General features: G+C 63.5%; 9 protein-coding genes and 2 pseudogenes. 4 read left to right on the top strand and 7 right to left on the bottom strand.

Annotated elements, in window-relative coordinates:
- Positions 1-193 precede the first annotated feature (193 nt).
- Together AC1DFE_RS17750 and AC1DFE_RS17745 are read left to right on the top strand one after the other, a co-directional pair.
- The gene (locus AC1DFE_RS17750; RefSeq protein WP_476907191.1) at positions 194-1,549 is read left to right on the top strand and encodes an MFS transporter; all 1,356 of its coding nucleotides are present in this window, start codon (positions 194-196) and stop codon (positions 1,547-1,549) included.
- The gene (locus tag AC1DFE_RS17745; RefSeq protein WP_476907190.1) at positions 1,546-2,514 is read left to right on the top strand and encodes a 2-hydroxyacid dehydrogenase; all 969 of its coding nucleotides are present in this window, start codon (positions 1,546-1,548) and stop codon (positions 2,512-2,514) included. Before AC1DFE_RS17750 ends, AC1DFE_RS17745 begins: the two co-directional genes overlap by 4 nt.
- Before the next feature lie 315 nt (positions 2,515-2,829).
- On the opposite strand, the gene pyk is transcribed toward AC1DFE_RS17745, so the two are convergent.
- The 5 genes from pyk to AC1DFE_RS17720 all read right to left on the bottom strand — a co-directional run bounded on the left by pyk (position 2,830) and on the right by AC1DFE_RS17720 (position 10,047).
- Positions 2,830-4,320 (bottom strand): pyruvate kinase, encoded by a 1,491-nt coding sequence (gene pyk, locus AC1DFE_RS17740; RefSeq protein ID WP_476907189.1) that lies wholly within the window; start codon positions 4,318-4,320, stop codon positions 2,830-2,832.
- A gap of 473 nt (positions 4,321-4,793) precedes the next feature.
- Positions 4,794-5,684, bottom strand: coding sequence for a carbohydrate ABC transporter permease (locus AC1DFE_RS17735; RefSeq protein WP_476907188.1), 891 nt, complete (start codon positions 5,682-5,684; stop codon positions 4,794-4,796).
- Positions 5,684-6,547 (bottom strand): carbohydrate ABC transporter permease, encoded by an 864-nt coding sequence (locus AC1DFE_RS17730; RefSeq protein ID WP_476907187.1) that lies wholly within the window; start codon positions 6,545-6,547, stop codon positions 5,684-5,686. The genes AC1DFE_RS17735 and AC1DFE_RS17730 overlap by 1 nt, the downstream gene beginning before the upstream one ends.
- A complete protein-coding gene (locus tag AC1DFE_RS17725; RefSeq protein ID WP_476907186.1) occupies positions 6,544-7,830 on the bottom strand; it encodes an ABC transporter substrate-binding protein in 1,287 nt (428 codons plus the stop codon). Before AC1DFE_RS17725 ends, AC1DFE_RS17730 begins: the two co-directional genes overlap by 4 nt.
- Positions 7,831-7,833: 3 nt before the next feature.
- Positions 7,834-10,047: an alpha-galactosidase gene (locus AC1DFE_RS17720; RefSeq protein WP_476907185.1), complete on the bottom strand. Its 2,214-nt coding sequence runs from the start codon at positions 10,045-10,047 to the stop codon at positions 7,834-7,836.
- Between the two features lie 140 nt (positions 10,048-10,187).
- Between AC1DFE_RS17720 and AC1DFE_RS17715 the strand changes: the two genes are divergently transcribed.
- Positions 10,188-11,306 (top strand): ROK family protein, encoded by a 1,119-nt coding sequence (locus AC1DFE_RS17715; RefSeq protein ID WP_476907184.1) that lies wholly within the window; start codon positions 10,188-10,190, stop codon positions 11,304-11,306.
- Here the strand turns inward: AC1DFE_RS17715 and AC1DFE_RS17710 are convergent.
- Together AC1DFE_RS17710 and AC1DFE_RS17705 are read right to left on the bottom strand one after the other, a co-directional pair.
- Positions 11,248-12,123 (bottom strand): LacI family DNA-binding transcriptional regulator, encoded by an 876-nt coding sequence (locus AC1DFE_RS17710; RefSeq protein ID WP_476907183.1) that lies wholly within the window; start codon positions 12,121-12,123, stop codon positions 11,248-11,250. The genes AC1DFE_RS17715 and AC1DFE_RS17710 overlap by 59 nt on opposite strands.
- A pseudogene (locus tag AC1DFE_RS17705) lies at positions 12,107-12,352 on the bottom strand (UDP-glucose 4-epimerase GalE); the annotation flags it as partial. The gene AC1DFE_RS17710 and the pseudogene AC1DFE_RS17705, both read right to left, overlap by 17 nt.
- A gap of 3 nt (positions 12,353-12,355) precedes the next feature.
- Between AC1DFE_RS17705 and AC1DFE_RS17700 the strand changes: the two are divergent.
- Positions 12,356-12,634 (top strand): annotated as a pseudogene (locus AC1DFE_RS17700) (substrate-binding domain-containing protein); the annotation flags it as partial.
- Between the last annotated feature and the right edge of the window lie 33 nt (positions 12,635-12,667).

The raw sequence follows: 12,667 nt of genomic DNA, 5'->3' as shown, positions 1-12,667 counted from the left end.
TCGGTGCCTGGCCTGGGCTCGGACATCAACACGGATTACGTCATCGGGTGGTCCGGGAGGGTCCCATCGGCGTCACGCGAGGGCTCGGTCGCGGAGTGGTAACTCACTTCCCCCAACTTCTCTCCGTCACAAGCCCTACAAAAATGATCGCAAGCCCTACAAAAATTTGTTCCCCTTCACGATGAGGTGACCCATGAATGCAACACTCGCGCCGTCGACGCTGCGCAAATTGAACTTGAAGATCATCCCGCTGGTGATCATCTGCTATTTCATCGCCAATCTGGATAAGTCCAACATCTCCATCGCGGCGCTCGATATGAACGCCGACCTCGGCCTGACGGCCACGATGTACGGCCTCGGCGTCTCCGTTTTCTACATCACGTACATGATTTTCGAGGTGCCCTCCAACCTGCTGATGACGAGGGTCGGGCCCCGAATTTGGATTGCCCGCATCATGATTTCCTGGGGTCTGGTCAGTTCCCTGATGTTTCTCGTCCAAGCACCCTGGCAGCTCTACACGCTGCGGCTGCTCCTCGGTGCCGCGGAGGCCGGCTTCGCCCCGGGCATCATCTACTACCTCTCACAGTGGTTCCCGCAGGCCAACCGCGCCCGCGCCATGTCCTTCTTCTACATGGGCTCGGTCGGTGCCTCCGTGGTGGGCCTTCCCATCGGCGGCATGATCCTGAACATGGATGGCCTCCTGGGCCTGACCGGCTGGCGCTGGCTGTTCCTGATCGAGGGCATCCCCGCCGTCATTCTGGGCATCGTCGTCCTCTTCGTCATGCGTGACAACCCGCACAAGGCGCCGTGGCTCTCCCGTGACGAGGCGGACAACCTGGTCGCCGTTCTCGACGCCGAGCGCGGCACCGCCACCATCGGCGCCCACGTGCCCTGGTACAAGGCGATCGCCAACCGTACCGTCCTCGGGCTCTCCGCGGTCTGGCTGCTCCAGGCTTTCTGCACCATCGGCGTCACCCTGTTCATGCCGCTGATCCTCAAGGGGCTGGTCCCGGGCTCCGGCAGCGTCATGGTCGGGGTGCTTTCCGCGGTGCCGTTCCTGGCCGCCATCTTCTTCATGCACTTCAACGGCCGCAGCTCCGACCGGACCGGTGAGCGTTCCAAGCACCTCGCGCTGCCGCTCATCGCCGCCGGCCTCTGCATGGCCCTGGCTCCGTACAGCCCAGCGGTAGTCGCCTACATCCTGCTGATCCTCGCGGTAGGCCTCACCTTCGCCCTGACTCCGGTGTTCTGGGCCGTAACGACCGAGAAGATCGTTGGCGTCGCAGCTGCCGCCTCCATCGCCGTTATCAACACCGTCGCCCAGTTCGCGGGCCTTGGCCTGCCGCCCGTCCTCGGTGCCATCAAGGACAGCACCGGCAACTACAACGGCGGTCTGCTCCTGATCGCGGCTGCGCTGATCGTCGGCGGCGTGCTGGGGCTCCTGATCACCCGCAACCACCGTTCGCACAACCAGCCCACCATCCCGGTCGGCCCCGCGGTGCCGGACTCGCACTGCCAGACGGCGAACGATGAGATGCCCACGCGATGACCCCCGAAGCCGAGGCCCGGTCGCATGCTGCGCGGAGGACACCCCTGCTCCAACACGCGCCCCTCCCGGACATGCTGCTCGACGCGCTTGGCCAGAACCACGAGATCGTCAACTTCCACAGCCTCTCCGCCACAGACTTCGCTACGCGGGCACCGGAGTTTGAGGTTTTGCTGACCAACGGCGAGGACACAGTGACGCGCGAGCGGATCCAGTCGCTGCCCGCGCTCGGACTCATCGCCAACTTCGGAGTCGGCTATGACGGCATCGACCTGCAGGCAGCGGCGGACCATGCCGTGCAGGTAAGCAACACTCCGGACGTGTTGACGGACGACGTCGCCGACCTCGCCATGGGCCTGTTGCTGGCGGCGTCGCGGCAGATCCCGGCAGCCCAACACTTCCTGGAGTCCGGAGCATGGGCCGGCGGAGGTTACCCCTGGACGCGCAAGGTGTCCGGCTCGCGGCTAGGCGTCGTCGGCATGGGGCGGATTGGACAAGCGATCGCACGACGGGCTTCGGCCTTCGACATGCCCATCCGCTACTTCTCCCGTCATCCCAAGCCGGATCTCCCCCATCGCTTCGAACCATCATTGGTAGAACTGGCCACGTGGGCGGACGCCCTGATCCTCTGCACCCCAGGCGGGAAGGAAACCAGCGGGCTCATCAACGCTGAGATCCTGCGGGCCCTCGGCCCGCATGGCTTCCTCGTCAACGTCGGCCGCGGATCGGTCGTCGACGAGGTCGCGCTCATTCGAGCGCTCCATGCGGGCGAACTTGGCGGCGCAGGGCTGGACGTCTTCACCGACGAGCCACGGGTTCCCGAAGAGCTGCAAGGCCTCCCAAACGTAGTACTCACTCCACACATGGCCAGCGCGACGCGACAAACACGAGAAGCCATGTCAAAGCTCGTCGTAGAGAACGTCAGAGCATTTGAACGAGGACAACGCCTCGCAACCCCTGTCGGCTAACACGTCGGCCCGTGCCTGGTCGCGGTTCCTGTTGGGGAATCCGTTTGCGGGCACCAGGGGGTGACACCTAGCGCCGCGAAATCGCCGCCACTTATCGCTGCGAATCACAGGCTTCCAGATCCAACGCCGGCGCTTGTTGGGTCTGATGTTAGCCGGGGATCAGCAATGCCTTTGGCCTTCCTCCGACTCCGACCGTAGAGCGGCATCCGATGGTTCGGGCCAGGTACCATGCCCTTCGCAGACGCAGGTATGCTTTCCTCGCATTGCGAGAGGAGGATCCGGGTAATCGGATCCTCCTCTTGTGTTCTTTGAAGGCTAGGGCCTTTTCTTCTTTTCTGGCCAGGGGCCGAGCTTTTCTTTGTTGTTGGTGGTTCCGCCGACACGGGTTGAGTCGGCGAGGTCGCCCACCTTGTGCACCTTCAGCGAGTTGGTGGAGCCGGCCTTTCCGGGAGGCGAACCGGCGGCAATAACTACGAGGTCGCCGTCCTCAATGAGGTCCATTTCCAGCAGGCTGCGGTCAACCTGCGCGGTCATCTCATCGGTGTGGTCCACCATCTTCACCAGCACCGGCTGGATGCCCCAGGTCAGCGCCAGCTGGTTCCAGACCTGCTCCACCGGAGTGAAGGCGAAGACCGGCTTGATCGGGCGCAGTCGTGAGAGACGGCGGGCGGAGTCACCGGACTGGGTGAAAGCACAGATGTACTTGGCGTCCAGCTGGTCGGCGATCTGGACGGCGGCACGCGTGATGGCACCGCCCCGGGTCTTGGGCTTGGTGCCCAGCGGGGGGACCCGCTCCAGTCCGTGTTCCTCGGTGGACTCGATGATCCGGGCCATGGTCTTGACCGTCTCGATGGGGTATTTGCCCACGCTGGTCTCGCCGGAGAGCATAACCGCGTCGGCGCCGTCGAGCACTGCGTTGGCGCAGTCCGAGGCCTCGGCGCGGGTTGGGCGCGGGTTGTCGATCATGGATTCCAGGACCTGGGTTGCCACGATGACCGGCTTGGCCCAGCGGCGTGCCAACTCGACGGCGCGCTTCTGAACGATCGGCACTTCCTCGAGCGGCAGCTCCACGCCAAGGTCGCCACGGGCCACCATGATCGCGTCGAACGCGTCGATGATTTCGTGGAGCTGGTCCACGGCCTGGGGCTTCTCGATCTTGGCGATGACCGGCACGCGGCGGCCTTCTTCATCCATGATCTCGTGCACGCGAATGATATCGGACGCATCGCGCACGAAGGACAGGGCCACCAGGTCAACACCGCGGCGCATGGCCCAGCGGAGGTCGTCCTCGTCCTTTTCGCTCAGGGCGGGAACGTTGACGGCCACACCTGGAAGGTTGATGCCCTTGTTGTTGGACACCATGCCGCCGACGGTCACCTCGGCGACGACCTTGACGGCGTCAACCTCAACGGCGCGGAGCGCCACCTTGCCGTCATCGATCAGCAGCGCATCGCCCACGTTGACGTCCTCGGTGAGGCTCTTCAGGGTGGTGGAGCAGATGACTTTGGTGCCGGGTACGTCCTCGGTGGTGATGGTGAACGTGTCACCGACCGCGAGGGCGTGCGGGCCGTCGGTGAACCGGCCCAGGCGGATCTTAGGACCCTGGAGGTCCGCCATGATGGCAACTGGCTTACCCAGTTCCGCGGCTGCCTTCCGGACGTTCTCGCAGGTGTTGTCATGCACTGTGTAGTCGCCGTGGCTCATGTTCATCCGGGCGACATCAACGCCGGCTTCCAGCACCGCGAGGGTGTTTTCATAGCTGGCAATTGCCGGGCCGAACGTAGCCACGATCTTTGCGCGTCTCATATACGTTCCTTTGTCTGTTGCTTGTAGCAGTTCGAGGTTGTTTCTCTGCAGCGTCCCGTGAACCCTAGAGCGCTGAGTCCTTTTCGTAAGTGAGGCCATAAGGAACTTGATCACTGAGTTCGAGCAAATACCGGTCGGGCCGGCGCCTGGTCACCAAAATGCCCTGCGTTCCACGGCAAATGGCACTCGTTCGCAAGTCGTTCTCCGCGGCGTTCAATAGCTCTTCGAGCTGGCTGGGGCAAGAAATCCGTACTTCCCGGCGTGCGAGTTGGGGTCCCATGTCGGTTGTGTCCTTTCTCGGGGGCTTGTTCGCTTCCTGCCGTTGTGAACAGGTGGTTGGTTGTTTGACGGTATTTACAAAGGGGGCAGTGCAGTAGTGGCTTGGTGGCGGGTCCTTGGCTATGGCGGAGAAGCAAGGAGCGTGGGGCTGCCCGCGCGGGGTTTGAGTCCGGCCGCTTGGGTAGCGGCCGGTGTCATTTGATGGAGCCTCGCATGACGCCGGAAATCACCCAGCGTTGTGCAAAGAGGTAGACCAGCAGCAAGGGCGCCAGAGCCATCAGGTAAGAAGCAAAAGCGACTGTGTAGTTGGTGTTGAATTGGCTTTGGAACACGTACTGTGCCAGGGGGAGCGTGCGCGTTGCGGGGTCCGAGAGGATGACGAGGGGCAGCAGGAAGTCGTTCCAGGCCCAGAGGCAAGTGAGGATTCCTACGGTGGCGTTCATCGGCGTGAGCAGCGGGAAGATGATGCGGCGGAAGATGCCCCAGGTGGAGGCCCCGTCCATGGTCGCCGCTTCCTCCAGCTCGCGGGGGATGGAGCGGATGAAAGCTGTGTAGACGAAGACGTTGAAGCTGAGCCCGTAGACCGTGTAGAGCAGGAACAGTCCCACCGGGTTGTCCAGGCCCAGGAGTGCGGTTTCCTTGGTGGCCGGCAGCATGATGATCGGAAACGGCACGAAGAGTGCCGCGACAAAGAAGTAGTAGAGGAACTTGAAGAAGCGCTTGTGCAGGTTCCGTGCAATCGCGTAGGCCACCAGGGAGTTGGACAGGATGGTCAGGACGACCGCGCCCACGGTGACGATTGCGGAGTTCAGCAGGGCGCGGGGGAAGTTGGTCAGGTTCCAGGCATCGGAGAAGTTTTCCAGCCGGACGCGGGTGGGCAACTCGAAGCCGGAGCCGCCCAGCTGGTCCGGGGTCTTGAGCGCGGTGACGACCGTGAGGTACAGCGGAATGAGCACGGTCAGCGCGAGGACCGCTGCCAGGGCTGTCAGCGGCCAGTTCACGCCGTCCCTTAGCCGGCCTCGGCGCCGCAGGCCGCGGGTATCCGGTACGGTTCGGGCTGATGATGCGGTCTCGGTTGTAGTCATTAGAAGTCCGCCTCTTTGCGCTGGAGTGTCCGGAGCTGGATCAGGGACACCGCCACGATCACCAGCAGGTAAACAACGGAGTTGGCCATCTGGTAGCCGAATTCCCCGCCTTGGAAGCCTCCGCGGAAGATGACCATGGAGACTGATTCGGTGGAGGTGCCGGGGCCGCCGCCGGTCAGTGCGACAATCTGGTCGAAGGCCTGCATGAAGCCCTTAAGCGCCAGCACCATGTTGATGGTGAAGAACGCCCCGATCATCGGGAACGTGATGGAGCTGAACTGCCGCCAGTAGCTGGCTCCGTCCAGGCCCGCTGCCTCGTACAGCTCCGCGGGGATGGTCTGCAGTCCGGCGAGGTACAGGATGACGCTGAACGCGATCGACTGCCAGGCCGAGACCGCCACGATGCCCAGCCACGCGAGGTCCTTGTTGGCCAGGATTGACGTCGAAAGCCAGTCGATCCCCAGCGATTGGCCCAGCAGGGGGAGCGAGTTGGAGAAGATGAAGTTGAAGACGTACCCGATGACGAGGATCGCGAGCACGTTGGGAATGAAGAACAGGCCCCGGAATGCCGTCTGGAACTTGATTTTGGCGTTCAGCAGCATGGCGAGGGCAAGTGCCAGCACGTTGACGATTACCGTCGCCGTGATGGCGAACAGGAAGGTGAATCCGTAGGAGGCCAGGACCCGGTCATCCTTGAAAAGGCTGAAGTAGTTCTGGAGGCCCACGAAGTTCCATTTTCCGTAGCCGGCGTAGTCCGTGAGGCTGAAGAACATGCCGGTGACCACCGGGACGGTGTGGAGGGTAACGAAAAGAACCAGCGCGGGAACGGCCATCCAGTAGAAGGCCTTGGGGGAATGCGTCATTGCTGGTCACCTTGTTTGGGTGTGCGGGCGGCGATCTTGAACCATTCGTTGTCCAAGGTGTTCAGGTAGCGGGACTTGTCTCCGTCCAGGACGAACTGCTGGGTGATGTTGACCAGTGGGATGCTGGGCGGCAATCGGTGGTCCATGTAGCCGGCGACCTTCCCGGCGGTGAAGTAGCTGGCCAGGCCTTTCAGGGCCGGGTCCTGTTGCGGGGCAGCTGACTTGATGGGGGCGAAGGCGCTCTGGTTTTTGGCGTACCTGTCGATCACTTCCTTGGACATGAGGAAGTTGAGGAATTTTTGCGCTTCAGCCCGGTGCGGTGTCTCCCTGCCCATGGCCAGTGCGACGTCAACACCGGACACCACCGTGGTCTTTGCCGGATCATTCGTTACGGGGTAGGGAAAGGAGGCGATTTTTGCGTCCCGGTTGGTGGCTCTGATGGCCGGCACGGCGAAGCTGCCATTGAGATACATCGCGGCCTTGCCGTCGGCGAAGGCCTTGTTGCCCGAGGCGTAGTCGACCCCGATCGCGCCCGGCTGGGCGTACTTGAAGAGCTCGAGCAGCTTGTCGGCGACTTCCTGGTAATCCTTGCTGAAGGAAACTGGGCTGTTGGCCCGGTCCGCGCCGGCCGCGTTCAGCCGGTCGAAGAATCTTTCGGGCTGCAGCTGGGCGGCAAGATTCACCAGGGCCGGAGAGGTGGTCCAGGCGTCTTTGAGGGTCAAGTAAAACGGCGCGACCCCATGGGCCTTGAACGTTTCGGCCGCCGCAATGAGCTCGTCCCAGGTCCGGGGAACGGAAACCCCGTACCTGGCGAAAAGTTCGGGGTTGTAGAGGATGCCGCTGGCATTGTTCGCCATGGGAAGACCATTGATCTCCGAGTCATTGCACCGCCCGTTGGCGTTGAGGATGTCCTGCACAGCGGGCAAAACCTCTTTTGCGGAGGGTTCCTGGCTGAGGTCGGCGAACACGCAGGCCTTCGCGAGGAGGCCAAAGCTGGCGTTTCCGTTGAGGGTCAGCACATCCGGTGTCTTGTCTTTCACAAGGAGGGTTCGAATGGCCGTATCCGGGTCGGGGACGTTGTTCTGCAGCACCCGGATGCCGGGATTCGCGGCCTCGAACTCGTCGATGAGACCGGCGAATTCCTGTATTGCTTCGGGTTTGAACTGAAAGAAATTCAGCGTCACCTCGTTTCCCGCCGGTGGCGGGGCGCAGCCGGCCAGCAACGTTGCGGCAAGTGCGGCGGCGGTGAGGGCTTTAGCCCGCCCTTGCTTGAGCTGGAACATGTGTTAGTCCTTGGTCCTGATGGAGGGCGGGGTGAGCGGAGCTGCCTGGCCGCCCGTGGATTCAACGGTGATGATGACGGCGGTTTCCGGGAAGAGCACAGGTGACTGCAGCCCGACGGTCTCGAGGAGACGGCCACTGAGGAGTACAGGTTTCTGGGCCCATTCCAGTGCGGACTGTCCCGGGCTTGCCGCGTCGGTCAGCGGGGCGCTGAGGGCAATCGAGTAGAGGGTGTCCGGATCCAGTCCCGGCAGCGTGAACATGCCGGACGGGTAGGTGACGCTGGCACTGCGCTGCGTGTAGATGAAGACGGCCCGTTGCTGGTCTTTGGCCACCACACCCCTGAGGTCGGCGGACGGGTCCGGATGATCCGAATGCACGCTTACGCCGGTGTGGAAGAGGGACCGGTTCGCCTTGTGGAAGTCCACCCAGCCGCGCAACGCCGCCAGTTCCTCCGGTGGGAGACCGGAAATGTCCCATTCGATGCCGTAGTGGCCGAACAGGGCGGTGGCGGCACGAAAGTCCAGGCTGAGGCTGCGACGGGTGGAATGGGAGGCAGGCCCGCCGATGTGGGCTCCCAACAGTTCGTAGGGGACAAGGAGCCCGGTGTAGGCCTGGTTGTCCAGCCGTTCCAGCGGATCAATGCAGTCACTTGTCCAGATCCTGTCCGTCCTGTCCAGCACGCCCAGGTCGACCCGTGCCCCGCCGGAGGCGCAGGACTCGATTTCCAGGCCGGGGTGACGTTCCTTGAGGGCTTCCATCAGCCGGTACACGGCCTGCGTCGTGGCGTGCACCGCTGCCTGGCCCGATGCCGCGCTGGCGGCGTCAAGCAGGTCACGGTTGTGGTCCCACTTGATGTAGTCGATCGGGTACTCATCCAGAATGCTGTGCATGGCCTGGAAAATGTACTCCCAGGCTGCGGGAAGGGCCAGGTTCAGGACCTGTTGCTGGCGGGCTGAAACGGGCATCCGACCGTTGACCTGCAGCATCCACTCGGGGTGGCTCCGGGCCAGTTCGCTGTCCGGATTAACCATCTCGGGCTCAAACCAGAGCCCGAACTGCATTCCGAGGCCGCGGACGTGGTCGATGATCGGGCTGAGACCCTCGGGCCAGACGGACTTGTCCACAATCCAGTCGCCAAGACCGGCGGTGTCGTCGCGGCGCCCCAGGAACCAGCCGTCGTCGAGAACGAAGCGTTCCACTCCTGCCGCAGCCGCGGCGGTGGCTATTGCCTTCAGCCGGGGGAGGTCATGGTCGAAGTAGACGGCCTCCCAGCTGTTCATCGTGACAGGACGCGGAGAGTTGGGGTGGTGCGGGCGTGCCCGGAGGTCCTCATGGAAGCGCGCGGCCAGTTCGTCCAGCCCGTTGCCCCAGGAACCGATGGCCCACGGGGTGCTGTAGCTCTCGCCTGGCTGCAGGCGCATTTCGCCTGGCAGCAGGAGCTCGGAGGCTGTGAGGAAGTTCTGTGCGTTGATGCTTCGCTCGGCGCTGAGGCGGTGGTTTCCGCTCCATGCCAGATGCACCGCGTGGACCCGGCCGGTGCGGAAGCCGAAGCCTTTGGTTCCGGCTGCCATGAGCAGTGATGCGTCGGCGCCGGGGCGCCCGCGCCGGCTTTCCCGCACATGTGCCCCGACGGTGAGATCCCGCCGTTGCGGGGAACGTTCCTTCAGGTGCCGCCCTGTTGTGTCCAGGATTTCCGCAGCGTCGGGCGGCAACGGAAAGAACAGGGCGAGGGAGCCAAGGTCATAGGCGCCCTCTCCGGTGTTGATCACCGTGTGCTGCTGTTTGAAAAGTCCCGATGCCGTCACTTCGAGCCGGCTGGTCAGGCTCATTGCCGTGTGCGGGTCCGTTGCAGTGATGGTGAGGCTTCGGCCTGCCCCTGCCGTCTCCGTGACCATGAAGTCCGGTGAGAAGCCGGTCCCGGAAATGTCGGTCACCTGAAAGTCCGGCGCGAAGCCGGTACCGGAGCGGTGGCCGGAGAGCCCGGGGGTCTCCTGCCAGCCCTGGGCTTCCTGCGGCAGCAGCGTCAGCCGCGCCGGGTGATCAATTCCTCCGGAAACCCTTTGGGGTTTGGCAGCTGTGCTGAGTGCGTCCAGCTCATCCTGACCGAGCGGACCCAGCTCCGGGCCCCAGTGAAGGATTGCAGGCATTCCGGCGACCGATGCATCGACGACGACGGAGGTTCCGCCTGCTTGGAGGTGATAGAGGGGAGACGACATGCTTTATTTTTACGGCAAAACAAATTACGTGTCAAAGGTCATATACTTTGGGTAGAAGTGCGGCCAGAACTCCCCATTTAAAACTGATTAGCTTCAGAGTGAAATAAACTAGTCGGGGGTGCTGCAGCTAAGGAGCTGGTGTGGAACTTGAAGAATCCGTACGGGAACTCACCCGTACCGTCCTCGTGAACGGGCCGATGTCCCGTGGGCAATTGGCGGAACGGCTCGGCTTGTCGATGGCCAGTCTCACCCGGTTGGGGAAACCTTTGATCGACGCGGGCCTCCTGGTTGAGGGCCCGCTCGTGAATGACGGCACGGTGGGACGCCCCGTTCGACTCCTCGATATCCGGCAGGCGTCCCAGCACTTCATCGGCGCGAAAATCACTGGCGACGGGATCGCTTTGGTGCTCACCGACATGAGGGCCGAAGAACTGGAAAGTGCAGAATTTCAGCTCGCTGACCGAAGCCTGGACGGGGTGATCCACGCCCTGGTGGAGGGCGTCCGAAGCCTGACGCGATCGGGGGAGATTGCGGTATCCGGGATTGGCATCAGCATTGGCGGACATGTCGACGGTGGCGGAACTGTGCTCCGCGCTCCATTTCTGGAGTGGCGCTACGTGCCGCTGCGGCCGGCCTTGGAGAAGGAGCTCGGGCTGCCGGTAATCATCGAAAATGACGTCGTCGCCCTGACCGTTGCTGAACAGTGGTTTGGTGTGGGCCGCGGAGTCGAGAGCTTTGCCCTGATCACCATCGGTGCCGGAGTTGGCTACGGCTTAGTCATCAACAACCGGGTTATCAGCGTCCCTGACACCGGTCTGGGACTTGGAGGGCACTTTCCGCTCGATCCGGCCGGGCCCCTGTGCGTGGCCGGGCACAGGGGTTGTTCCACTGCCTTGCTGTCGACCCACAGCATCTGTTCGCAAGCGGCTTCCGCCCTGGGGCGGGCCGTGGAATACCAGGAGGTGCTCAGTCTGGCCGCGGAAGGCCATCCTGCTGCCGCCTACGTAGTGAACTCGGCAGGACGCGGATTGGGCAGGATGATAGCCGCGGTCGCGAATCTCGCCATGGTGAACACGGTTGTCCTGGCCGGAGAAGGAATAGGCATCCTGGAGCTGATTGACGGGCCCCTGCACGAAGCCCTGGCCGCCGACCGGGATCCTGAGGCCGGGCCAGTCGATATCCGGCTGGAATCGCTCGGGTTCAATCAGTGGGCGCGCGGCGCTGCTGCCGTCGCCATCCAGCGTTCTGTGTCCGGCTGAATCCGGATGGGTGGACGGCTGAGGCCAGGTAGTCGATGGCCAGTTTGTAGCCGTAGGTACCCGCGCCGGTAATCAGGACCGTGCAGGCGAAGGACGGAGGAGCGCTGTCGATTTGCTCAGGGTGGATGTTGTTGGTGCGAATCTCGACAGTCGGAACGGACGCGGAGGCCAGCGCAGCGTGCAGCTCGGTTGATACGGCGCTGAGGCCGCCCGTGTTGATGATAATTCCGACGGCAGAGGCAGCGGCGGTCCGGACACTATCCGGCATGTCTGCGATATTGCAGGACTTTACGTACGTAGTGAAGCCGTGTGCTGACGCGATTGACTGGACAATTTGTTCGATGCCGGCTGGCGCGGGCACGCTGCGTTCATCCGGTGTGCCCGGATCGGACAAGGGCCCGTTGACATCGACGATGGTGCCCCGGCCCGGTGTCGCCGGGTGTCCGGAAGCTGCCACGGGGCCGGGGCCGGCCAGGGAGAATTTTGCGGTGCCCGACGCAGAAGGTTCTACCTGCTTCAACTGCTCCGGGAGCGTGGCCCTGCGGTCGCCCCGGCGCCGCGCAAGCTCCGACGCCGCGGAAGAAACAACGTAGCCAAGGTTGGCTGCGGCAGCCTCGATTCTCTCGCGTGTGGAGCGCGAAACCCGGGGGAGTCCACGCAGGGCACGGGAGACGGTGGCGGTGGAAACCCCAGCGGCCGCCGCAACCTCCCGGATGCCCGTGGGCTCTTGAGCCTGGACCGGGTGCGTGTCCGCTGCGCTGGCCGCAGGGGTGCCGGCGTTGGCCGCGGGACTCCCAGTTTCAGCTGCCATAGCCATTGGGGTTGTTTTTCTGCCAGCGCCAGTGGTCCTCGCACATCTGGTCCAGGGTCTTGGTGGTGGCCCAGCTGAGATCCGCAAGGGCGGAGGTGGCGTCAGCCCAGAACGCGGGAAGGTCACCGGGTCGCCGTGCGGTGATCTCGTAGGGAACGGGCTGGCCCGCCGCCTTCTCGAAGGACCTGATGACTTCCAGCACCGAGGAGCCTTTGCCTGAACCCAGGTTCCAGCGGAGACCGCGATTTTCGCCAGCTCGGACATGCAGGCCATTGGCATTCTTCGGGCGCTTCACGAAGCCGGCGTGTCGGTGCCCGAGGACATGGCCCTGGTCGCATTCGACGGCTCCGCGGAGGCTGAATACAGCTGGCCGTCATTGACCACCGTGGAACAGCCCGCACAGGCCATGGCCGAAGCGGCCGTCACGGCACTTATCGGAGCCCGACGCGGAGAAAAACCGGAGCACCGGACTTTCCCCACGCACCTGCGCGTCCGGAACTCCTGCGGCTGCCAGTAAAAGGCGCAACCACCGAAGCGTCCACACGGCCGA

This window comes from Arthrobacter sp. 05T423, assembly GCF_056396245.1.
Note: the sequence above shows the minus strand (reverse complement) of the source record. Positions and strands in the feature narration are given on the sequence as shown.